Annotated in this window: 22 protein-coding genes; 13 read left to right on the top strand and 9 right to left on the bottom strand. The window is 66.5% G+C overall.

Annotated features, from left to right (window positions below; all coding sequences use genetic code 11):
* Window positions 1-24: 24 nt before the first annotated feature.
* The 6 genes from rpsO to rbfA form a co-directional block, all read right to left on the bottom strand.
* Window positions 25-294, bottom strand: a complete 270-nt coding sequence (gene rpsO, locus P2G62_RS02860) for a 30S ribosomal protein S15 (protein ID WP_275733358.1) — start codon at window positions 292-294, stop codon at window positions 25-27.
* Window positions 295-473: 179 nt separating this feature from the next.
* Window positions 474-1,526 carry a calcium-binding protein gene (locus P2G62_RS02855; RefSeq protein ID WP_275733357.1) on the bottom strand — a complete coding sequence of 351 codons (1,053 nt, stop codon included), beginning with the start codon at window positions 1,524-1,526 and terminating at the stop codon, window positions 474-476.
* Window positions 1,527-1,631: 105 nt separating this feature from the next.
* Complete coding sequence (locus P2G62_RS02850; RefSeq protein WP_275733356.1) at window positions 1,632-2,159, bottom strand: DUF1643 domain-containing protein; 528 nt, start codon at window positions 2,157-2,159, stop codon at window positions 1,632-1,634.
* A gap of 133 nt (window positions 2,160-2,292) precedes the next feature.
* Window positions 2,293-3,195 (bottom strand): tRNA pseudouridine(55) synthase TruB, encoded by a 903-nt coding sequence (gene truB / locus P2G62_RS02845; RefSeq protein WP_275733355.1) that lies wholly within the window; start codon window positions 3,193-3,195, stop codon window positions 2,293-2,295.
* A 49-nt stretch (window positions 3,196-3,244) separates the two neighbouring features.
* Window positions 3,245-3,979, bottom strand: coding sequence for a phosphodiester glycosidase family protein (locus tag P2G62_RS02840; RefSeq protein ID WP_275733354.1), 735 nt, complete (start codon window positions 3,977-3,979; stop codon window positions 3,245-3,247).
* The gene (gene rbfA / locus P2G62_RS02835) at window positions 3,954-4,388 is read right to left on the bottom strand and encodes a 30S ribosome-binding factor RbfA (RefSeq protein ID WP_275733353.1); all 435 of its coding nucleotides are present in this window, start codon (window positions 4,386-4,388) and stop codon (window positions 3,954-3,956) included. The genes P2G62_RS02840 and rbfA overlap by 26 nt, the downstream gene beginning before the upstream one ends.
* 97 nt (window positions 4,389-4,485) lie before the next feature.
* On the opposite strand from rbfA, the gene dapB reads away from it, so the two are divergent.
* Complete coding sequence (gene dapB, locus P2G62_RS02830; RefSeq protein WP_275733352.1) at window positions 4,486-5,295, top strand: 4-hydroxy-tetrahydrodipicolinate reductase; 810 nt, start codon at window positions 4,486-4,488, stop codon at window positions 5,293-5,295.
* Window positions 5,296-5,378: 83 nt separating this feature from the next.
* Here the strand turns inward: dapB and P2G62_RS02825 are convergent, their stop codons facing one another.
* Window positions 5,379-5,570: a DUF1674 domain-containing protein gene (locus P2G62_RS02825; RefSeq protein ID WP_275733351.1), complete on the bottom strand. Its 192-nt coding sequence runs from the start codon at window positions 5,568-5,570 to the stop codon at window positions 5,379-5,381.
* Window positions 5,571-5,646: 76 nt separating this feature from the next.
* On the opposite strand from P2G62_RS02825, the gene P2G62_RS02820 reads away from it, so the two are divergent.
* From P2G62_RS02820 to P2G62_RS02775, 10 genes are all read left to right on the top strand, one after another.
* A complete protein-coding gene (locus P2G62_RS02820; RefSeq protein WP_275733350.1) occupies window positions 5,647-6,918 on the top strand; it encodes a transcription antitermination factor NusB in 1,272 nt (423 codons plus the stop codon).
* A gap of 122 nt (window positions 6,919-7,040) precedes the next feature.
* Complete coding sequence (locus tag P2G62_RS02815) at window positions 7,041-8,795, top strand: heparinase II/III family protein (RefSeq protein ID WP_275733648.1); 1,755 nt, start codon at window positions 7,041-7,043, stop codon at window positions 8,793-8,795.
* 17 nt (window positions 8,796-8,812) lie between these two features.
* A complete protein-coding gene (gene purH, locus P2G62_RS02810; protein ID WP_275733349.1) occupies window positions 8,813-10,399 on the top strand; it encodes a bifunctional phosphoribosylaminoimidazolecarboxamide formyltransferase/IMP cyclohydrolase in 1,587 nt (528 codons plus the stop codon).
* Window positions 10,400-10,474: 75 nt separating this feature from the next.
* Window positions 10,475-10,954: a signal peptidase II gene (lspA, locus tag P2G62_RS02805; RefSeq protein WP_275733348.1), complete on the top strand. Its 480-nt coding sequence runs from the start codon at window positions 10,475-10,477 to the stop codon at window positions 10,952-10,954.
* Window positions 10,955-11,024: 70 nt separating this feature from the next.
* A complete protein-coding gene (locus P2G62_RS02800) occupies window positions 11,025-11,576 on the top strand; it encodes a DUF3035 domain-containing protein (RefSeq protein ID WP_275733347.1) in 552 nt (183 codons plus the stop codon).
* Between the two features lie 72 nt (window positions 11,577-11,648).
* Entirely contained in the window at window positions 11,649-12,986 is a 1,338-nt protein-coding gene (locus P2G62_RS02795; protein WP_275733346.1) for a pitrilysin family protein, read from the top strand.
* Window positions 12,983-14,296, top strand: coding sequence for a pitrilysin family protein (locus P2G62_RS02790; RefSeq protein WP_275733345.1), 1,314 nt, complete (start codon window positions 12,983-12,985; stop codon window positions 14,294-14,296). The genes P2G62_RS02795 and P2G62_RS02790 overlap by 4 nt, the downstream gene beginning before the upstream one ends.
* A gap of 52 nt (window positions 14,297-14,348) precedes the next feature.
* Window positions 14,349-16,211 carry a DNA mismatch repair endonuclease MutL gene (gene mutL / locus P2G62_RS02785; RefSeq protein WP_275733344.1) on the top strand — a complete coding sequence of 621 codons (1,863 nt, stop codon included), beginning with the start codon at window positions 14,349-14,351 and terminating at the stop codon, window positions 16,209-16,211.
* Window positions 16,208-17,374, top strand: coding sequence for a DNA recombination protein RmuC (gene rmuC / locus P2G62_RS02780; RefSeq protein WP_275733343.1), 1,167 nt, complete (start codon window positions 16,208-16,210; stop codon window positions 17,372-17,374). The genes mutL and rmuC overlap by 4 nt, the downstream gene beginning before the upstream one ends.
* Window positions 17,375-17,435: 61 nt before the next feature.
* On the top strand, window positions 17,436-17,780 hold the full coding sequence (locus tag P2G62_RS02775; protein ID WP_275733342.1) for a DUF3775 domain-containing protein: 345 nt from the start codon (window positions 17,436-17,438) through the stop codon (window positions 17,778-17,780).
* A 114-nt stretch (window positions 17,781-17,894) separates the two neighbouring features.
* On the opposite strand, the gene P2G62_RS02770 is transcribed toward P2G62_RS02775, so the two are convergent.
* Entirely contained in the window at window positions 17,895-18,581 is a 687-nt protein-coding gene (locus P2G62_RS02770; RefSeq protein WP_275733341.1) for a response regulator transcription factor, read from the bottom strand.
* 136 nt (window positions 18,582-18,717) lie between these two features.
* Between P2G62_RS02770 and ribA the strand changes: the two genes are divergently transcribed.
* Both ribA and P2G62_RS02760 read left to right on the top strand, forming a co-directional pair.
* Entirely contained in the window at window positions 18,718-19,797 is a 1,080-nt protein-coding gene (gene ribA / locus P2G62_RS02765) for a GTP cyclohydrolase II (protein WP_275733340.1), read from the top strand.
* Complete coding sequence (locus tag P2G62_RS02760) at window positions 19,797-20,351, top strand: L,D-transpeptidase family protein (RefSeq protein ID WP_275733339.1); 555 nt, start codon at window positions 19,797-19,799, stop codon at window positions 20,349-20,351. The genes ribA and P2G62_RS02760 overlap by 1 nt, the downstream gene beginning before the upstream one ends.
* A gap of 10 nt (window positions 20,352-20,361) precedes the next feature.
* On the opposite strand, the gene P2G62_RS02755 is transcribed toward P2G62_RS02760, so the two are convergent.
* Window positions 20,362-21,021, bottom strand: a complete 660-nt coding sequence (locus P2G62_RS02755; RefSeq protein WP_275733338.1) for a YggS family pyridoxal phosphate-dependent enzyme — start codon at window positions 21,019-21,021, stop codon at window positions 20,362-20,364.
* Between the last annotated feature and the right edge of the window lie 75 nt (window positions 21,022-21,096).

Raw genomic sequence — 21,096 nt, 5'->3', positions numbered from 1 at the left:
GTCTGTTTCCGAAACCGGAAAGGATCAGCGGCGCAGGCCGAGACGCTCGATCAGCGACTGGTAACGGGCCACATCCTTGGCTTTCAGGTAGTCCAGCAGCTTGCGGCGCTGAGCAACCATCATCAACAGACCACGACGCGAGTGGTTGTCTTTCTTGTGTTCTTTGAAGTGCTCGGTCAGCGTCGCGATACGCGAGCTGAGGATCGCAACCTGAACTTCCGGCGAACCGGTATCGCCTTCTTTGGTGGCGAAATCTTTGATCAGGCGGTTTTTCTCTTCAACGGTAATCGACATCGGGGTCTCCTTGCAGGTTAGAGGAATGGCGCAGGCCGGGATGTCGTCCAGCAAGGCCCATGGAGTCACTGCCACAGACGCGGCAGATGCGCGCCTATAGGGGAAATCGGCACAAAAGAAAAGCCTGAATCACACGCCCTGCGGCAAGGCGCAAACCGGGCGCGTCCAACGCCGACATCTTACATGTAGGCAAATTCCGCCGGGGTCACCAGGACGATGTCTTCGACCGTCAGATCCCCGGCGTCCATCACCTCGGCCAGACGCACGCCGTTCAGAACGACCCAGGCGGCCCCGGCCGTGCCGTCCGAAGGCTCGATGCTCAGCTGAGGCGCGGTCGCGGCATCCGGGTCATAGACCACGGCGATCTGGTCGCTTTGCAGGTCGAAATCCTCGATGGTGGCCGGATCGGCAGGGTCGATCCATTCCCCCAGAGCGAACAGGTCACCCCCTTCACCACCCGACGCCCAGTCCCCCGTGCCGATCATCAAGGTGTCCGCCCCTTCGCCGCCATTGAGAAAATCCATCCCGTCCCGATCCGTGTCTCCGCTTTGTGCATCCGGCACAACCCCGACAAGCAGGTCGTCACCCGCACCGCCGAACAGTTCATCCTGTCCCAGCCCACCGTCAAGCGTATCGTCGTCGGCGCCGCCTTCCAGGCTGTCGTTGCCGGCGCCACCTGCCAACAGATCGCGGTCCGCACCACCCGACAGCACATCCGCGCCACCCCCCCCGTCCAGCGTATCCGCGCCGAAAGAACCCGACAGATGGTCGTCGCCCGCCCCGCCGATCAGGGAATCGTCGCCATCCTCGCCACTCAGACTGTCGCCGCCCGCGCCGCCCTGCAGCAGATCCGCCCCCTCGCCACCGTAAAGCGTATCATCGCCTTCGCCGCCGTCCAGCGTATCCGCCCCCGCATAGCCGTTGATCTGATCGTCGCCGCCCGCGCCCGCGACCAGATCGTCCCCCACATCGCCCCACAGCATATCGTCGCCGTCGGTCGCGTCACCCGACGGCGCCCGGTCTACGGCTTCGACCCCGGGGGCCGAGGTCACGGTGCCAGTATCGCCCGCATCGGGATCATCAAGCAGATCGCCCGTGCCGCTCTCGCCCTCGGCATCGGCATCGGCATCGGTGCCGGTTTCTGTATCCTCATCGTCCGGGCTGTCCCCCGGCAGCAATCCCATCGAGGCACCCGCCAGCAAAAGGCCCAACAATCCTGACAGAAAGAACATCGCAACATCCCCGCGCACCGTGTGCAACATTAGCGGGAAAGTCCTGCCAAACCAAAAACAAAGCCCGGCCATTCCAACGGATTCGGCGGTTTTCTTGAGCTATGGTTAACGCGCCGGACGCCAGAGTTCGGGCTGCTGTTCATAGGCGATATAAAGCGGATGCTTCGGCGCGCCGGCCTTGGTCAGCCCCAGATGGTGCAAATCCCGCCCCGAGCCGCGCAGCAGATCCTCGACCGCACGCCCCCGGTCCAGATGCGCACCATGCGCCCCCCAGGCACAGACGATCCGATCCGCTGCACCCCCGGCCCAGGACAGGCTTTCCAGAATCGCCGCATCGTTTTCCGGCCCGACCGGATCGGCCTGCGCGCGCATCACCTTGGGATCGGTGGCACGCCAGGCAAAGATATTGGTGACCCGAAACCCGCCGAACCCCAGCGTCCGCGCCCGGCGTTCGCAGCGCTCGACGGTCGGATCGTTCTGCACCTCGGTCGCGGTCGAGGGATTGAGCATGATGAACAGCGCCCGCGGCCCAGCCGGGTTCCAGACCCGCGTCAACAGGTAACGATAGCTCTCGCAGTCGGAATAGACCGCAATCGAGGCGGCATCGCCTTTCAGGTGGGTGCGTGTGATCATGCCCCCTTTTCGCGCAGCCCCCGGTGCAGCGCAAGCCACCCGCGACGGATGCCTCCGGCGGGAGTATTTGGGCCAAGAAGAAGCCGGCATTTCTTCTTGGCCCAAATACTCGAATCCCCGCCGCGAAACCGCGTTACAGATTGAAGACGCGGCTCGGGTGCAACTCGCCCGATCTGTAGATGCCCACCGCCACCGGCTGCCCCTGATAGCTGGCCCAGACCTCGTCGCCGAATTCGACGCCCGACGCGATGACCATGCCCGGGTTGCCGTTTTTCAGCCGAACGGCGCCCTCGGGTGTGGCGCGCACCTCGTCCAGATCGGCCAGCCCCAGTTCCAGCGGCAACAGTTTCGCGTCCAGCTCGGGGCTGCGCGCCAGCGCGTCGATCTGGTCGAGGCTCAGCCCGTCGGATGCTTCGAACGGCCCCGACCATTCGCGCCGCAGCCACAGCACGTGGCCCAGGCACCCCAGCGCCGCCCCCAGATCGCGCGCGATCGAACGCACATAGCCGCCCTTGCCGCAGACCATTTCCAATTCGATCGTGTCGGCATCGGGGCGGCCCAGCAGCGTCAGGCTTTCCACCCACAGCGGGCGCGCGGCCAGCTCCATTTCCTCGCCCGCGCGCGCCAGCGTATAGGCGCGCTCGCCGTCGACCTTGACGGCAGAAAACTGCGGCGGCACCTGTTCGATGTCACCCGTGAAGGCGGGCAGCGCGGCTTGGATCTCGGCATCCGAGGGCCGCAGATCCGAGGTCGCGATCACCTCGCCCTCGGCATCGTCGGTATTGGTCGCCGCCCCCAGCCGCACCTGGAAACGATAGCATTTCAGCGCGTCGGTAATATAGGGCACGGTTTTCGTGGCCTCGCCCAGCGCGATCGCCAGCACCCCCGTCGCCGCCGGATCGAGCGTGCCCGCATGCCCGGCCTTTTTCGCATCCAGCGCCCAGCGCACTTTGCCGACCACGGCCGTCGAGGTCACGCCCGCGGGCTTGTCCACCACGATCCAGCCGGAAATATCGCGTCCCTTTTTGCGTGCCATGGCGCCCTCCTGAGTGAAGGACGGGGGTTAGCGCGAAGCGGCGCGTCGGTCAATCGTGGGTCACGACGCCAATGATCGGCCCCATCGGCACCCCCAGATCGGCGCGGCCCAGATCCGGCGCAATCAGGCGCGAGATCGACCCATCCAGAAACAGCGCATCGGGCGTGCCCAGCGCATCCCGGAACAGCCGGGCAAATTGGTGGAAGGTGACCGGCACGTTGGAAATCGCAAAATAGGCAGTCTGACCATCCGGGGCCACCCCCACACCGTTACGGATGTTCAGGCTGTCGCTGTCGGGCAGGAACCGCGGATGCAGCGCGCCTTCGATCACCAGCATCGGCCCGGACTGGGTGGCAAAGCGGCACGCGGGCGGCGTTTCGACATAGCGGTGCGATTCGATCACCGCAAAGGCCTTGCCCACGCAGAACACGCCATTGGGCAGCATCCCGAAATTGCCGGGCCCTTCGGAGGTGACAATACCGTGCCGTTCCTGCCCGTTTTCGACGAACAGCCCCACCGGGGCCCGGTCGGCATGATACATCCCGGCATTCATCGCAAAAGCCAGATGCTCGCCCGGCGCCAGCGTGGCCTGCAACCGCTCGGGCGTTCCGATCAGCGCCCCCGAGGCATCGTTCAGCCACAGCCGCAGATCGTCGCCCGCCTGCGCCTCACATACCGTGAAAGAGGTGTCCTCAAAACTCAGATCGCGACACGGCCCAGCCAGGGCGGGCCCGGCCAGCAGCATGAAAAGCGCCGCCTTACTCCAGATCGTCTTCGTCATCATGGCCCCGCGCGATATCGCGTTGCACCGTCTCATCCGAAAACATCCGCCGGGTCTCATCCAGACGGTCGAAGGTCTCGTCCAGCCGGAAGCGCAGCGCGGGCGTGTATTTCAGCGTCAGGGCCTTCGACACCAGATGGCGCAACTCGCCCTGATGACGGCGCAGCGCCAGCAGCATCTCCTGCGCGTCCTGCCCGCCCAGCGTGCCCCCCAGCGGCGCGACATAGGCCGTCGCCACCTTCAGGTCGGGCGAGGTGCGCACCTCGCCCACGGTAATCGAGATCCGGTTCAGATCGGGGTCGTGGACATCGCCACGCATGAGCACATCCGAAAGGGTGCGCCGGATCAGCTCACCCACGCGGAGCTGACGTTGCGAAGGGCCATCGCCCGAGGAAAAACGGTTCTTTGCCATGCGCTGCACATAATCCTTTGCGCGCGCGCCCGCAACGGGGCTTTGCCAAGCGGCGTCCCGCGCGCTATGCACGAGCCCGTCACAAAGGAGAGAAGTCATGAACGATCTGCCGGGTATTGTCATCACCGGGGTGTCGGGCCGGATGGGCCGGATGCTCGCGGCCACCGTGGCAGGGTCGGACAAGGCGCGGCTGGTGGGCGCGGTGGAACGTCAGGGTCACGACTGGATCGGGCGCGATCTGGGCACCTGCCTCGGAGGCCCGGAGACGGGCGTGATCGTCACCGACGATGCGCTGGCTGCATTCTCCAAGGCGCAGGCGGTGATCGACTTCACCGCACCCGCCGCGACCGTTGAATTCGCGGCCCTGGCCGCACAGGCCCGCGCGGTGCATGTGATCGGCACCACCGGAATGGAACCCACGCATCTGGCCGCGCTGAAAGCCGCCGCGCGCCATGCGGTGATCGTCCGCGCCGGCAACATGAGCCTTGGCGTCAACCTGTTGACGCAGCTGACGAAAAAGGTGGCGGCGGCGCTGGATGTCGAGTGGGACATCGAGATTGTCGAAGCCCATCACAACAAGAAGGTCGATGCCCCTTCGGGCACCGCCCTGATGCTGGGGCAGGCCGCCGCCGAGGGCCGCGGCATCGCGCTGGAAGACAACACCGAATCCGGGCGCCACGGCATTACCGGCGCGCGCAAACCCGGTGCCATCGGCTTTTCGGCGATCCGGGGCGGCGATATCGTGGGCGAGCATGACGTGATCTTCGCCACGGCGGGCGAACGCATCGTGCTGCGCCATATCGCCACCGACCGCGCGATCTTTGCCCGCGGCGCGCTCAAGGCGGCACTCTGGGGGCAAAGCCAGAAACCCGGCGAATACGACATGCTCGACGTGCTGGGGCTCTGAACCCGGCGGCTTCTTTCTGGCGAAAATATCCTGGGGGTCCGGGGGTGAAACCCCCCGGCACTGGCCACAGATGCGACCCCGCCTCAGAAGTCGATGGCGATTCCCTTCTTCTCCCAATCGCCATAGCGCACGGGTTCGGGCCCATCGCGCCCGCCCAGTTCGGTGGGCAGATCCAGGGCCCTGGCGGCGCGGCGGCGCTCCTCGGCCTCGGCCAGCGCGCGCTGCGCGGCGGGGGGCAGATCGGCGGGGATTTCGGTCTCGGGCTGTTCGGACATGCGGGATTCCTTGTCTCGATGCTGGGCATGATATAGGCCCCAAGCCAATCTGGAACAAGACGAAGGGCCGCAGGCCATGAGCAAACCCGACCCTGCCCGGCGTGCCGCCCTCGGCCTGATCGTGGGCGTCACCGAAGATCGCATGACGCTGGCCGATCAGATCGCCACCGACGCCCTGCTGGGACTGGAGCCGGGCGAGAAAGCCCGCGCGCAGCGCCTGGCGCTGGCCACGCTGCGCCATCTGGCGCAGGCCGACGCGATGCTGAAACCGCATCTGCGCCGCCGCCCGCCCACCGATATCGTGGCGCTGCTGCGGCTGGCGACGGTCGAACTTTGCGCCCTGTCCCAAGCGCCGCATGGCGTGGTCGATGCGGCGGTAACGCTGGCGCGTTCGGGCGGGCGGCGGACCGACAGTTTCGCGGGGCTGGTCAACGCGGTGCTGCGCAAGGTCGCAACCGAAACCGACCGCTGGGCCACGCTGCCCGCGCCGGCACTGCCCGGCTGGCTGCGCGGCCGGCTGATGTCGGCCTATGGCAAGCAGGCCGTGCAGGCGATGGAGGCCGCGCATCTGGCGGGCGCCCCGCTGGATCTGACCGCCAGAGGCGACGTGACAGCCCTTGCCGAGCCATTGGAAGGCGAGGTTCTGCCGACCGGCAGCCTGCGTCTGGCGGCGCGCGGCCAGGTCTCGGATCTGCCGGGCTTCGCGGCGGGCGACTGGTGGGTGCAGGATGCGGCGGCGGCGCTGGCCGCGCGCACGCTCGCCCCCCGCCCGGGCGAGCGGGTGCTGGACCTGTGCGCCGCGCCCGGCGGCAAGACGCTGCAATTGGCCGCCGCCGGGGCCGATGTTACCGCCCTGGATATTTCCGAACCGCGGATGGCGCGTGTGCGCGAGAATCTGGCGCGCTGCCAGCTGACCGCGACGCTGGTCGTCGCCGATGCGCTGCACTGGCAACCCGCCGCACCCTATGACGCGATCCTGCTGGATGCGCCCTGTTCGGCCACCGGCACGATCCGCCGTCACCCCGACCTGCCCTTCGTCAAGGATGCCAGCCAGATCAAAGAGTTGTTCGGGCTGCAAACCGCGCTTCTGGATCGTGCGCTCGGCTGGCTGCGCCCGGGCGGACGGCTGGTGTTCTGCACCTGCTCGCTCTTGCCCGACGAAGGCGAGGCGCAGATCCGCGCCGCGCTGGAACGCCACCCCGAGCTGTGCGTGACACCGCCCGATCTGCCCGGCATCGCGCCCGAGTGGATCGGCCCCGAAGGCGGGTTGAGGCTGCGCCCCGATTACTGGCCCGAACGCGGCGGCATGGACGGGTTCTACATCGCCTGCCTGCAGCGCCCGGCCTGATCCCCCTTCCCCGCCCATGCGGGAATTGAGCGGTGACAGAACCCGGGGCGCGGATTATGGTGCGCGCAATTCAGGCGGCTGCGGCACCCCCGCGCCGCGACAGGATCGGGGCAACCGGCGGCATGGCAGAGCAACACCCCACGGGGCAAAGGCAGGCCCGGCTGAGCAGCGCGCTCAACCGGATCGCGGCGCTGCGCGCGGCGCGGGCCAAACCCGCCACCGGCTTCGTCAGCCAGCCCGAACCCCGCACCATCGGCTCTTACGCGCGCGGCAAGCAGTTGATCGCGGGCAATTTCCTGCTGGCGGGGTTTCTGATCGAGGGGCCCGGCCTCTCGATCTGGGATCTGCCGATGCCCGACCCGAGTTTCGAAGAGGCGCTGCACGGTTGCGGCTGGCTTGACGATCTGGCCGCGGTGGGCGACCGCCCGGCACGCGAACGGGCGCAGGGCTGGGTCTTCGACTGGATCGACCGCTTCGGCGCCGGGCGGGGGCCCGGCTGGACCCCCGATCTGACGGGTCGGCGCCTGATCCGCTGGATCAACCACGCGATCTTGCTGCTCAACGGACAGGAACGCGCCCGCGCCGACGGGTTCTTCCGTTCGCTTGGACAGCAGACGATCTATCTGTCGCGGCGCTGGAAATCGGCCTCGCCCGGCCTGCCGCGGTTCGAGGCACTGACCGGGTTGATCTATGCCGGGCTTGCGCTGACCGGGATGGAACGCCTTGCCGGACCCGCAGCGCAGGCCCTGGCCGCCGAATGCGCGGCCCAGATCGACGCCGAGGGCGGCATTCCAACCCGCAACCCCGAAGAATTGCTCGAGGTCTTCACCCTGCTGATCTGGGCCGCCGCCGCGCTTGGGGCCGCGGGCCGCTCCCCCGCCGCCGCGCATCTGGAGGCGATCGAGCGAATCGCCCCCACGCTGCGCGCGCTGCGCCACAGCGACGGCGGGCTGGCACGGTTTCACGGCGGCGGGCGCGGTCTGGAAGGGCGGCTCGATCAGGCGCTGGCGGCCTCGGGCGTGCGGGCGGGCCACCCTGAAACGCTGGCGATGGGATTTGCCCGGCTGCATGGCGGGCGCAGCAGTATCATCGTGGATGCCAGCGCACCGCCCAAGGGCCCGGCCTCGGCCAATGCGCACGCCTCGACGCTGGCGTTCGAGCTGACCTCGGGGCGCAGGCCTTTGGTGGTCAATTGCGGATCGGGCGCGATGTTCGGGCGCGACTGGCACCGCGCCGGGCGCGCCACCGCCAGCCATTCGACGCTGGCGATCGAGGGGTTCTCCTCGTCCCGGTTGGGCCCCGAACGGATGCTCGGGCGCAGCCCGCGCGCCTGTTTCGACGAAACCCCGACCGAGGTCTGGGCCCGCGCCGAAGGCGACCCCGCGCATCACATGATGTTCGGCCATAACGGTTACGTCCCCACCCATGGCATGACCCATATCCGCACGCTGGAGCTGAGCCCCGACGGGCGCAGCCTGCGCGGCGAGGATACCCTGGGCGCGATGACCGGGCCCGACCGCAAACGCTTCGACACGATCTTCGAGCGCGAGGGGCTGCGCGGCATCCCCTTCCAGATCCGCTTCCATCTGCACCCCGAAGCCGACGCCACACTCGACATGGGCGGCGCGGCGGTTTCGGTGGCGCTGAAATCGGGCGAGATCTGGGTGTTTCGCCACGATGGCGTCGCGGATCTGAGCCTCGAACCCTCGGTCTACCTTGAAAAGGGCCGTTTGCGCCCCCGTGCCAGCCTGCAAATCGTGCTGACGGCCCGCGTTCTGGATTATGCATGCCAGATTGGCTGGACCTTCGCGAAAGCACAGGATACCCCCGCTGCCATCCGCGATACCCGTAGCAACGGGCCTGATTCCGACATCTGACCAAAGGACTGCCAGCCGTGACCAGAAACGTCCCCCTGCAACGCGCCCTGATTTCCGTTTCCGACAAGACCGGGCTGATCGACTTTGCCCGCGCCCTGGCCTCGCGGGGGGTGGAACTGCTGTCCACCGGCGGCACCGCCAAGGCACTGCGCGAAGCCGGGTTGAGCGTGCGCGACGTGGCCGAGGTTACCGGCTTCCCGGAAATGATGGACGGCCGCGTGAAGACGCTGCACCCGGCGGTGCATGGCGGCCTGCTGGCGCTGCGCGACAATGACGAACATCTGGTGGCGATGGCCGCTCATGGGATCGAGCCGATCGACCTGCTGGTGGTCAACCTCTACCCGTTCGAGGCGACCGTGGCGAAAGGCGCCGATTACGCGGATTGCATCGAGAATATCGACATCGGCGGCCCGGCGATGATCCGCGCGGCCTCGAAGAACCACGCCTTCGTGGCGACCGTGGTCGATGTGCAGGATTACGACGCCCTGCTGAAGGAACTGGACGAAAACGATGGCGCCACCAGCTATCCGTTCCGCCAGCGCATGGCGCAGATCGCCTATGCCCGCACCGCCGCCTATGACGCCGCTGTCAGCACGTGGATGGCCGCCGCCATCGGCGAGGAAACCCCGCGCCGCCGCGCCTTCGCGGGCGAACTGGCGCAGACCCTGCGCTACGGCGAAAACCCGCATCAGTCGGCGGCCTTCTATCTGGACGGCACCAACCGTCCGGGCGTCGCCACCGCGAAACAGCATCAGGGCAAGGAACTGTCCTACAACAACATCAACGACACCGACGCGGCGTTCGAACTGGTGGCGGAATTCGCGGGCAAGGGCCCGGCCTGCGCGATCATCAAGCACGCCAACCCCTGCGGCGTGGCGACCGGCGCCACCCTGACCGAGGCCTACACCCGCGCCTTCGATTGCGACCGGACCTCGGCCTTCGGCGGGATCATCGCGCTCAATGACGTGCTGGATGGCCCCACCGCCGAGGAAATCTGCAAGATCTTCACCGAAGTCGTGATCGCCCCCGACGCGACCGACGAGGCCAAGGCGATCTTCGCCGCCAAGAAGAACCTGCGCCTGCTGACCACCGGCGCGCTGCCCGACGTGCGCGCACCGATCACCACCTTCCGGCAGGTCGCGGGCGGGTTCCTCGTGCAGGGCAAGGACAATGGCGCAATCGAGTTGGCCGATCTGAAGGTCGTGACCGAACGCCAGCCCACCGAAACCGAGCTGAAGGACCTGCTGTTCGCTTGGAAAGTCGCCAAGCACGTCAAGTCGAACGCGATCATCTACGTGCGTGACGGCGCCACCGTGGGCGTCGGCGCGGGCCAGATGAGCCGCGTCGACAGCACTCGGATCGCCGCCCGCAAGGCGCAGGACATGGCCGAGGCGATGGGCCTGCCCGCACCGCTGACGCAAGGCTCGGTTGTGGCCTCGGATGCGTTCTTCCCCTTCGCCGATGGTCTGATCACCGCGGCCGAGGCCGGCGCCACCGCGATCATCCAGCCCGGCGGCTCGATGCGCGACCAAGAGGTCATCGACGCGGCCAACGAACGCGGCCTTGCGATGGTCTTCACCGGGATGCGCCATTTCCGGCACTAAGTTCTTTCTGGAAAAAATATCCCCGCCGGAGGCCCCGCGCCTCCGACGGGGCGCCGGATTACGACAGGAGCGATCATGCGGCTGGCAGGCAGAATGGCGGCGGGGGTGCTGATCCTCGATCAGGTCTCGAAATACATCGTCGTGCATCTGATGGGGCTCGACCGGCTGGGCGCAATCGACGTGCTGCCGCCCTGGCTGAATTTCCGCATGGCATGGAATCAGGGCGTCAACTTCGGCCTGTTCTCGGGCGAGGCGAACTGGACCCGTTGGGTGCTGATCGCCCTGGCGCTGGCGATCTCGGGCTGGGTCTGGCACTGGGTCTCGCGCGAGGACCATTCGACGCGGGTCAAACTGGCGGCCGGGCTCCTGGTGGGCGGTGCGCTCGGGAATGTGATCGACCGGCTGGCCTATGGCGCGGTGGCCGATTTCCTGAACATGTCGCTGCCCGGATGGCACAATCCCTATTCCTTCAACGTCGCGGACATCGCGATTTTCGCCGGGGCGGCGGGGCTGGTGCTGTTCACCGGCAGCGGCGACACGAAACGTCACGAGTGAAGCGCCTTTCGCGCGTGACGTGGCCCAAGCGATGCGCTAAGAGGGGATCGAACGGATGAGGGAGTGGCCCATGCAGGCAGCAATCAGCAAGCTCGGGATCGCATTTGCGGCCGTTTTGCTGCTGTCGGCCTGTGGCGGGGACGACAAGGACCCGATCCTGATGAACCTGCGGGCGTCGGGCTCGGGGCCGGACGAATTCGCGATCCTGCCGACCAAACCGTTGCAGATGCCCGAGGATCTGGCAGCCTTGCCCGAACCCACCCCGGGCGGAACCAACCTGACCGACCCGACCCCCGACGAGGATGTCGCGGCGGCCTTGGGTGGCAATGCGGCACGGCTGAAAACCAATGGCATTCCGGCGGGCGATGGTGCGCTGGTCAATTACGCGGCGCGCTTTGGCCGCGACGGGACGATCCGCACGCAGCTGGCCGCCGAAGATCTGGACTATCGTCGCAAGAACGACGGCCGTCTGCTGGAGCGGGTGTTCAACGTGAACGTCTATTACAAGGCCTATGCGCCGATGTCGCTCGATCAGGAAGCCGAGCTGGAACGCTGGCGCAAGCAGGGGCTGCGCACCCCGGCCGCCCCGCCGAGCGCCGAGGCGCAACTTCTGTCGAAGTGATCAACTCCGCGTCAGCCGGGTTGTAGCGCGCGCGTCATCGCGTAAATTGAGGCAAAAACAACGAGGTGCCTCATGGTGCGAGCTTCATTGGCAGCGGCTTTTCTGTGGTTTGCGGCAGCCCCGCTCTGGGCAAGCCCGGTCAGCCATTTCACGCTTGAAAACGGCCTTGAAGCCGTGGTGATCGAAGATCACCGCGCCCCGGTCGTGGTGCATATGGTGTGGTACAAGGTCGGTTCGGCCGACGAGTTGCGCAGCAAATCCGGCATCGCGCATTACTTCGAACACCTGATGTTCAAGGGCACCGACACGATGGCGGCGGGCGAATTGTCCAAGACCGTCGCGGCCAATGGCGGGTCGGACAACGCCTTCACCAGCTATGATTACACCGCCTATTACCAGCGCATCGCCGCCGACCGGCTGGAACTGGTGATGAAGATGGAAGCCGACCGGATGCGGCACCTGAAGATCTCGCCCGACGACTGGAAGACCGAACGTGACGTGATTCTGGAAGAGCGCGCCCAACGCACCGACAGCGACCCGGGCGCGTTGTTTGGCGAACAGAAGAACGCCGCGCAGTTCCTGAACCATCCCTACGGCACACCGATCATCGGCTGGCGCCAGGAGATGGAGGCGCTGACCCGCGACGATGCGCTGGCGTGGTATCCGAAATATTACGCGCCCAACAATGCCGTGCTGGTGGTGGCGGGCGATGTGACCCCCGATCAGGTCCGCACGCTGGCAGAAACCTATTATGGTGTTCTGGCCCCGACGCCCGACCTGCCCGAACGCCAGCGCCCGCAGGAACCGCCACAACTGGCCGAGCGGCGGCTTGTCTTTCCTGACGCGCGCGTGGCCCAGCCCTATCTGTCGCGCAGCTATCTGGCCCCCGAACGCGACCCCGGCGATCAGAAACAGGCCGCGGCCCTGACCGTTCTGGCCGAAGTTCTGGGCGGCAATTCCGCCACCTCGGTTCTGGGGCGCAAGCTGATTTTCGGCGATGGCAGCGCGATCTATGCCTCGGCCTATTACGACGGCATGGCGATTGACGACACGACCTTCAATCTGGCGGTGATGCCGGTGGCCGATGTGACCCTGCCCGAAGCCGAAGCCGCGCTGGACCGTGCGCTGGCGGATTTCCTGAAGGAAGGTATCGACCCGGCCCAGTTCGAACGCATCCGCACGCGCATCCGCGCCTCGGAAATCTATGCGCAGGACAATACCGAAGGTCTGGCCCGACGCTATGGCGAGGCGCTGGCCTCGGGGTTCTCGATCGAGGACGTGCAAAGCTGGCCCGATGTCCTGATGTCGGTGACCGAAGAGGACGTGATGGCCGCCGCCCGCGCCGTGTTCGACAAGCGCCACGCCGTCACCGGCTATCTGACCCGCCCCGAACTGGAGGCCGCCCAATGATCCGCGTTGCCCTGGCCGCCGTGATGGCGCTGATCTGCGCCCTGCCCGCCCGCGCCATCGAAATCACCGAAGTCACCTCGCCCGGCGGCATCACCGCCTGGCTGGTCGAGGCGCATGACATCCCGTTCACCGCGCTGGAAATCCACTTCCGCGGCGGCGCGAGCCTGGATGCGCCGGGCAAGCGCGGCGCGATCAACCTGATGACCGCCACGCTTGAGGAAGGCGCGGGCACGATGGACAGCCAGGGATTCGCCGAGGCGACCGAGGCACTGGCGGCGCAATTCAGTTTCGACGTGGGTGACGACTCGCTGAACATCTCGGCCCGGATGCTGACCGAAAACCGCGACAAGGCGGTGGATCTGCTGCGTGAAGCGTTGATCAACCCGCATTTCGATCAGGCCTCGTTGGACCGGGTGCGCGGTCAGGTGCAGTCGATCATCGCCTCTGACGCCCAGGACCCGAATGCGATTGCCGGACAGAAATTCCGCGCACTGGCCTTTGGCGATCATCCCTATGGCAGCTCGCTCAACGGCACCGCGGACAGCGTGAAGGCGCTGACCCGCGAGGACATGTTCGACGCCAAGGCCCGGGTGATGGCCCGCGACCGGCTGGTGGTTTCTGCCGTGGGCGACATCACCGCCGAAGAGCTGGGCGCCCTGCTTGATCGTCTGCTGGGCGATCTGCCCGCAACCGGCGCCCCGATGCCGCCGCGCGCCGAGTTGCACCTGACCGGCGGCACCACTGTGGTCGATTACGACACGCCGCAATCGGTGGTGATCTTTGGCCAGCCCGGGCTGGCGATGGACGACCCGGATTTCTTTGCCGCCTATGTGCTGAACCAGATCCTGGGCGAAGGCGGTTTCTCGTCGCGGCTGATGGCAGAGGTGCGCGAAAAACGGGGGCTGACCTACGGCATCTACACCTATCTGGTGACCCGCGATCTGGCCGAAACCTGGCAGGGCAGCTTTGCCTCGGCCAATGAAAAGGTGGCCGAGGCGATCGAGGTGACCCGCGCCGAATGGGCGCGTGCCGCCAAGGGCGAGGTGACCGACACCGAACTGTCCGAGGCCAAGACCTATCTGACCGGCGCCTATCCGCTGCGCTTCGATGGCAACGATCAGATCGCCGCGATTCTGGCGGGGATGCAGCTCAATCACATGCCGATCGACTACATCAACACCCGCAACGCGCAGGTCGAGGCCGTCACCAAGGAAGATGTCGCCCGGGTGGCCAAGCGCCTGCTGGACGCCGATGCGCTGCGCTTCGTGGTGGTGGGTCGGCCCGTGGGCGTCAAGGGCGACGCGCTCTGAGATCGCGCCGAATCTGTTTAGCTTGGGTCTTAGCTGTGCTATCCCTTGTGGAATGAATGCAACGCCCCCCCAAATAGGCGCCTCGCGCCCTGTCATCCGGCAATTGGACGATGCCGCCGCGAACCGGATCGCGGCGGGCGAGGTGGTGGAACGCCCCGCCTCTGCGGTCAAGGAACTGGTGGAAAACGCGCTGGACGCAGGCGCCAGCCGGGTCGAGATCGCCTATGCCGACGGTGGCAAGACGCTGATCCGCATCACCGACAACGGTTGCGGCATGACGGCCGAGGATCTGCCGCTGGCGCTCAGCCGCCATGCGACCTCCAAGATCGACGGCTCGGATCTGCTGAATATCCACACCTTCGGCTTTCGCGGCGAGGCATTGCCCAGCCTGGGCGCGGTGGGGCGGCTGACGATCACCTCGCGCGCCGAGGGCTATGATGCGGCGCAGATCGCCGTGTCGGGCGGAGCCATCGGCCCGGTAAAACCCGCTGCGCTGAACCGCGGCACAGTGGTCGAGCTGCGCGATCTGTTCTGCGCCACGCCCGCCCGGCTGAAATTCCTGCGCACCGATCGGGCCGAGGCACAGGCGATTGCCGATGTGGTCAAACGGCTGGCGATGGCGGAACCCTATGTCAGCTTTCGCCTGACCGATCTGTCCGGTCAGGGTGAACGCGAGATCTTCCGCGCCGATGCGGCGCAGGGCGAGCTGTTCGACGCGCTCTCTGCCCGGCTGGAGCAGGTTCTGGGCCGGGCCTTCACCGAAAATGCCGTGCCGATTGAGGCCGAACGCGAAGAGATCCGCCTGACCGGCTATGCCGCGCTGCCGACCTATTCGCGCGGTGCGGCGGTGGAACAGTTCCTGTTCGTCAACGGTCGCCCGGTGCGCGACAAGATGCTGATCGGGGCGCTGCGCGCCGCCTATATGGATTTTCTGTCGCGTGACCGACACCCGGCGGCAGTGCTGTTCCTGTCCTGCGACCCGGAACGCGTCGATGTGAACGTCCACCCCGCCAAGGCCGAAGTGCGGTTTCGCGAATCTGGTATCGCGCGCGGGCTGATCGTGACCGGGCTGCGGCACGCCCTGGCGCAGGCCGGGCATCGCGCGTCGAGCACGGTTGCGCAGGCCACGCTGGGGGCGATGCGCCCCGAATCCACCGGCCCGGCCGACGCCCCGCGCGTCTATCAGATGGACCGCCCGTCCTATGGCGCGATCCGCCACGCCTATGCAGCGCAAGCCCCCGCCTTCGACGAATCCCCGCTCGCCTTCGAGGCGCCGCTGCACAGCGCCCGCGTGGCCGATGCCCCCACGCCTGCGGCGGACACCCCGCTGACCCGCGCGCCGCTGGGGGCTGCGCGTGCGCAGGTGCATGAAAACTACATCATCGCCCAGACCGAAACCGGCATCGTGATCGTCGATCAGCACGCCGCGCATGAACGTCTGGTCTATGAACGGCTCAAACGTCAGATGGCGGAAAAGGGCGTTGCCGCACAGGCGCTGCTGATCCCCGAGATCGTCGAATTGTCCGCGCAGGACGCGGCCCGCCTGCTGGAGATCGCGCCCGATCTGGAAACGCTGGGGCTGGGCATCGAACCCTTCGGCGGAACGGCCATTGCCGTGCGCGAAACCCCTGCAATTTTGGGCGAGATCAACGCAGGCGCCCTGTTGCGCGACATTCTGGACGAGCTGGCCGATCTGGGCGACAGCCAGCGCCTGCAGGCCAAGATCGAGGCGGTGCTGTCGCGCATGGCCTGCCACGGATCAATCCGGTCGGGCCGGCAGATGCGCCCCGAGGAAATGAACGCGCTTCTGCGCGAGATGGAGGCCACGCCCCATTCGGGCCAATGCAACCACGGCCGCCCGACCTATGTCGAGCTGAAGCTGAGCGACATCGAAAGGCTGTTCGGGCGCACATGATCCAGATTGGCGATACGGTTTTTGCGCTGAACGACCCGCTGGTTCTGGCGGGGCTTGGCGCGGCGGTGGCATTCGTGCTGCTGTTTGCGATGGTGCTGATGGTCCTGCGCGCGGCGGGGCGTTCGGCCCGCGCGCTCGATCCGCTGTCGGCGCATATGCTGCAACTGGGCCAGCGCGTTCAGGCCCTGTCGGATGGTCAGCAGCAACTCAGCGGCGGGCTGCATCACGTCAGCGAAGCGCAGGCCGTCAGCCAGACCCGGATGCTGGCGCTGATGGAACAGCGCCTGACCGAGGTCAGCCGCGGCATGACAGAAAGTCTGCACGGCACCGCCACCCGCACCGCGCGGTCTTTGGGCGATCTGCAGCAGCGGCTGGAGGCGATCGACAAGGCGCAGGCCAATATCGAAAAGCTGTCCGGCAATGTGCTGGGCCTGCAGGACATCCTGTCCAACAAGCAGACCCGCGGCGCCTTTGGCGAGATTCAGCTGCATGACATCGTGCAAAAGGCCCTGCCCTCGGACGCCTATACGATGCAGGCGACACTCTCGAACGGGAAACGCGCCGATTGTCTGGTGCATCTGCCCAATCCCCCCGGGCCGATCGTGATCGACAGCAAATTCCCGCTCGAGGCCTATGAGGCCCTGCGCCGGGCGGAAAACCAGAGCCAGCTGATCGAGGCGCAGCGGATGATGCGGATTGCCCTGCGCGCGCATATCAAGGCGATTTCCGAACGCTACATTCTGGAAGGCGAAACCGCCGATGGCGCGCTGCTGTTCCTGCCCTCCGAGGCGGTCTATGCCGAACTGCACGCGAATTTCCCCGAACTCGTGCGCGAGGGATTTGCGGCGAAGGTCTGGATCGTTTCGCCCACAACCTGCATGGCGACGCTCAACACGATGCGTGCCGTGCTGAAAGACGCGCGCATGCGTGAACAAGCCGGTGCGATCCGGCGCGAACTGGCCGCGCTTTATGCCGATGTGGACCGTCTGGGCACCCGCGTTGGCAACCTGGACCGGCATTTCACGCAGGCCGCCAAGGATATCGAAGACATCAAGATCTCGGCCGAGAAAGCAGGCAAACGTGCCCGCAGGCTCGATAATTTCGATTTCGAGGAACTGGCGCCGGACACGGCCACGCCCCCCGTCGCCCGGATCGAACCCTAGGCGATTACGCTTGCACCGCGCCGCGACTGGCGCGAGACTGGGCGCGAGAACGGAGGACAGAATGCTTACGATCAGCCCGGCCAAGGTCGCCCATGTCATCATCCGCGCGCGCAAGTTCGACGCCGATGTGCCCGGCTCGGGGCAGGGTCGCGAGTTGCGTGCCTTCATCGCCAATTTGAACGAGGACGAACAAGCCGCCCTGACCGCGGTGATGTGGATCGGTCGCGAAACCTTCGATGCCAGTGAGCTGGACGAGGCCACCGAAACCGCCCGCGCCGAGGCCACCGTGCCGACCGAAGATTACCTGATGGGTATTCCGATGCTGGCCGATTACCTGGAAGACGGGCTGAACGCGCTTGGCATCTCGCTCGAAGAGGCCGAGGAAGACATCTATCCCTCGGTCTGATCCCTGAATCCTTCATGCAAAAGGCGCCGCGGTCTTTCCCGGCGCTTTTTTGATTTCATCTTGCCCGCAATACCTCACGGGGGTCCGGGGGTCTGAAACCCCCGGCGTCCGGCCTCAGGCCACCAGCCGATAGCCGCCGGATTCGGTCACCAGCAGACGCGCGTTCGACGGATCGGGCTCGATCTTCTGGCGCAGCCGGTAGATATGGGTTTCCAGCGTATGCGTGGTCACCCCGGCGTTATAGCCCCAGACCTCGTGCAGCAGCACATCGCGCGGCACCACGCCATCGGTCGCCCGATACAGAAACTTCAGGATGTTGGTTTCCTTCTCGGTCAGCCGGATCTTCTTGTCCTTGGCATCGACCAGCAGCTTCATCGCCGGTTTGAACGTATACGGCCCCAGCTGGAACACGGCGTCCTCGCTTTGTTCATGGGTGCGCAGCTGCGCGCGCAGCCGGGCCAGCAGAACCGGGAACTTGAACGGTTTGGTGATATAGTCGTTCGCCCCCGAATCAAGGCCCAGAATCGTGTCGGCATCGGTGTCATGCCCGGTCAGCATCACTATCGGGCATTTGACGCCCTGCTTGCGCAGCTTCTTGCACAGCTCTCGCCCGTCGGTATCGGGCAGGCCGACATCCAGCAACACCAGATCGTAAAGCGCGGCTTTCGCCTTCTCGACCCCTTCGGCACCCGAGCCAGCCTCGAACACGTCGAATTCCTCGGTCGCCAGCAACTGTTCGGCCAGCGCCTCGCGCAGATCGGTATCGTCGTCCACCAGAAGAATTTTTTTCAGCCCTGCCATCGGTGCCTCCTTTGTTGTGGATCGAAGCTGGCCTTCGATTACGGTTCCGGCAAGGGGTGTGAAATCTTTCTCACGCGGAGGTGACGCAGCGCCGGGATATGTTTCAATTTGTGTCAGGCATCGCTATCTGTGGGCCATGGACAACGCATTCTCCCTTGGCCCCACCGCCACCGAACGCCTGAACCGTGCCCGCGCCGATCTGCGCATCGGCCTGCCCGTGGTGCTGCAGGGTGGCTGTCTGGCGGTGGCGGTCGAAACGCTCAGCCCCGCGCGGCTGGATGCGCTGCGCGCTTTGGGGCCGCTCACGCTCGCGCTGACCGCGCGCCGGGCCGAGACGCTGAAAGCCCGGGTCTATGACGGCGATCTGGCGCGCATCGCGGTGCCTGCCGAGGCCGATCTGGCCTGGCTGCGCGCGCTGGCCGACCCGGCGGACGATCTGCGCATGCCGATGAAGGGCCCGCTGCTGTCGGTGCGCGACGGCGATGCCGGATTTGCCCGCGCCGCCCTGGCGCTGGCGAAATCGGCGCAGTTGCTGCCTGCGGCACTGCTTGCCCCCCTGCCCGCCCCGCTGCCTGACGGGCTGACCACGCTGAACGCCGCCGAGGCACTGGCCGCCATCGCCGCCGAAACCGCCCTGGCCCCCGTCGCCGCAGCCCGCGTGCCGATGCGCGCCGCCGAACAGGGCCGGTTGCACATCTTCCGCCCCGATGACGGCGGCGAGGAACATTACGCCATCGAAATCGGGTCGCCCGCGCGCGACAAACCCGTTCTGGCGCGGCTGCATTCGGCCTGTTTTACCGGCGATGTGCTGGGCAGTCTGAAATGCGATTGCGGCCCGCAGCTGGACGCCGCGCTGAGCCAGATGGGCCACGAAGGCGCGGGGATCCTGCTTTATCTCAACCAGGAAGGCCGCGGCATCGGCCTGGCCAACAAGATGCGCGCCTACAGCCTGCAAGATCAGGGCTTCGACACGGTCGAGGCCAATCACCGCCTGGGGTTCGAGGATGACGAACGCGATTTCCGCATCGGCGCGGCGCTGCTGCGCAAGCTGGGCTTCTCGCAGGTGCGCCTGCTGACCAACAACCCGGCCAAGGTCGCCATGCTTGAAGCGAACGGCATCAGGGTCACCGAACGCGTGCCGCTGAAGGTCGGGCTCAGCCGCCACAACGCGGCGTATCTGGCCACCAAGGCCGCGAAATCGGGGCATATCCTGTGATGCGGCTGACGCCTGCGGGGTTGCGGTTTCGCGGGCGCTGCTTGCCCGTGCAGATCGGGCGCGGCGGGCTTACCCGCACGAAACGCGAAGGCGACGGCGCCACGCCCGTTGGCCGCCTGCATGTCGTCGAAATGCTGTATCGTGCCGATCGTCTGGCCGCCCCGGCGCCCTGGGCGCGCCCGATCGGGCCGCGCGATCTGTGGTGCGATGCCCCGGATCATCCGGCCTATAACCAGCGGGTCGCGGCACCCTTCGGGGCCAGCCATGAATCCCTGCGTCGTGCCGATCCGCTGTATGACATCGTTCTGGTGACCGACTGGAACTATCCGCAGGCCAGTCCCGGCAAGGGTTCGGCGATCTTCCTGCATCAGCGGCGCCGCGCGGGCTTTCCCACTGCGGGGTGCCTCGCGTTCCGGCGCGATCACCTGATCTGGCTGGCGCAGCATATCGCCCCGGGCGAGCCGCTGCTGATCCCCGATCTGGCCTGCTTTCACCTTGCGAAAAATACCGCGGGGTCCGGGGCCGCGCCCCGGCCACCGCGCGACAAGGCCTAGAAGCTGGGGCCTAGCGCGCGGAATAGTCCCGCGCGCCGAAGATGGCCGATCCGACGCGCACATGGGTGGCCCCCGCCGCAATCGCCGCTTCGAAATCACCCGACATCCCCATCGACAACCCGTCCAGCCCGTTGCGCGCCGCCATCCCGGCCAGCATCGCGAAATGCGACTCGGGCGGTTCGGCATCGGGGGGAATGCACATCAACCCGCGCACTGGCAGATCCAGCGCGCGCACATCCTTGACGAAGCCATCCAGATCGCCGGGCAAGACCCCGGCCTTCTGCGGCTCTGACCCGGTGTTGACCTGGATGAACAGCTCGGGCGAGGCGCCGCGCGCCTGTGCCAGATTGGCCAGCTTCGTTGCCAGCGACGGACGGTCCATCGTGTGAATCGCCTCGAACAACTCGACCGCCAGTTTGGCCTTGTTGGTCTGCAACGGCCCGATCATATGCACCGCGACACCGGGAAATTCCGTGCGCCAGGCGGGCCATTTCCCGGCCGCCTCCTGCACATAATTCTCGCCGAACAGCCGGTGACCTTCGCGCAGAACGGCCTCGACCCGTTCGGCCGGCTGCACCTTGGACACGGCAATCAGACAGACCGATCCCGGCGCGCGCCCCGCCGCCGCTTCGGCCGCTGCAATCCGCTGCTTGATCTGGCTCAGTCCCATCGCACCCTCCGGTTTTGCGGCCAAGACACCATGGGGCGGGACAAAAGGGAAGGCCCCAAAAGAAAAGAGCGGGCC

The sequence above is a fragment of the Paenirhodobacter sp. CAU 1674 genome, from assembly GCF_029222945.1.
Classification (GTDB): Bacteria; Pseudomonadota; Alphaproteobacteria; order Rhodobacterales; family Rhodobacteraceae; genus Rhodobacter.
Note: the sequence above shows the minus strand (reverse complement) of the source record. Positions and strands in the feature narration are given on the sequence as shown.

What these genes read in the sequence shown, in the direction of transcription:
- P2G62_RS02855 (WP_275733357.1), bottom strand. Translation starts at nt 1,526, where the DNA reads ATGTTCTTTCTGTCAGGATTGTTGGGCCTTTTGCTGGCGGGTGCCTCG.
- P2G62_RS02795 (WP_275733346.1), top strand. Translation starts at nt 11,649, where the DNA reads ATGGTGCGAGCTTCATTGGCAGCGGCTTTTCTGTGGTTTGCGGCAGCC.
- ribA (WP_275733340.1), top strand. Translation starts at nt 18,718, where the DNA reads ATGGACAACGCATTCTCCCTTGGCCCCACCGCCACCGAACGCCTGAAC.
- P2G62_RS02770 (WP_275733341.1), bottom strand. Translation starts at nt 18,581, where the DNA reads ATGGCAGGGCTGAAAAAAATTCTTCTGGTGGACGACGATACCGATCTG.
- rpsO (WP_275733358.1), bottom strand. Translation starts at nt 294, where the DNA reads ATGTCGATTACCGTTGAAGAGAAAAACCGCCTGATCAAAGATTTCGCC.
- P2G62_RS02850 (WP_275733356.1), bottom strand. Translation starts at nt 2,159, where the DNA reads ATGATCACACGCACCCACCTGAAAGGCGATGCCGCCTCGATTGCGGTC.
- truB (WP_275733355.1), bottom strand. Translation starts at nt 3,195, where the DNA reads ATGGCACGCAAAAAGGGACGCGATATTTCCGGCTGGATCGTGGTGGAC.
- mutL (WP_275733344.1), top strand. Translation starts at nt 14,349, where the DNA reads ATGAATGCAACGCCCCCCCAAATAGGCGCCTCGCGCCCTGTCATCCGG.
- P2G62_RS02825 (WP_275733351.1), bottom strand. Translation starts at nt 5,570, where the DNA reads ATGTCCGAACAGCCCGAGACCGAAATCCCCGCCGATCTGCCCCCCGCC.
- P2G62_RS02815 (WP_275733648.1), top strand. Translation starts at nt 7,041, where the DNA reads ATGGCAGAGCAACACCCCACGGGGCAAAGGCAGGCCCGGCTGAGCAGC.
- P2G62_RS02840 (WP_275733354.1), bottom strand. Translation starts at nt 3,979, where the DNA reads ATGATGACGAAGACGATCTGGAGTAAGGCGGCGCTTTTCATGCTGCTG.
- lspA (WP_275733348.1), top strand. Translation starts at nt 10,475, where the DNA reads ATGCGGCTGGCAGGCAGAATGGCGGCGGGGGTGCTGATCCTCGATCAG.
- P2G62_RS02755 (WP_275733338.1), bottom strand. Translation starts at nt 21,021, where the DNA reads ATGGGACTGAGCCAGATCAAGCAGCGGATTGCAGCGGCCGAAGCGGCG.
- dapB (WP_275733352.1), top strand. Translation starts at nt 4,486, where the DNA reads ATGAACGATCTGCCGGGTATTGTCATCACCGGGGTGTCGGGCCGGATG.
- P2G62_RS02775 (WP_275733342.1), top strand. Translation starts at nt 17,436, where the DNA reads ATGCTTACGATCAGCCCGGCCAAGGTCGCCCATGTCATCATCCGCGCG.
- P2G62_RS02790 (WP_275733345.1), top strand. Translation starts at nt 12,983, where the DNA reads ATGATCCGCGTTGCCCTGGCCGCCGTGATGGCGCTGATCTGCGCCCTG.
- P2G62_RS02760 (WP_275733339.1), top strand. Translation starts at nt 19,797, where the DNA reads ATGCGGCTGACGCCTGCGGGGTTGCGGTTTCGCGGGCGCTGCTTGCCC.
- rbfA (WP_275733353.1), bottom strand. Translation starts at nt 4,388, where the DNA reads ATGGCAAAGAACCGTTTTTCCTCGGGCGATGGCCCTTCGCAACGTCAG.
- P2G62_RS02820 (WP_275733350.1), top strand. Translation starts at nt 5,647, where the DNA reads ATGAGCAAACCCGACCCTGCCCGGCGTGCCGCCCTCGGCCTGATCGTG.
- P2G62_RS02800 (WP_275733347.1), top strand. Translation starts at nt 11,025, where the DNA reads ATGCAGGCAGCAATCAGCAAGCTCGGGATCGCATTTGCGGCCGTTTTG.
- rmuC (WP_275733343.1), top strand. Translation starts at nt 16,208, where the DNA reads ATGATCCAGATTGGCGATACGGTTTTTGCGCTGAACGACCCGCTGGTT.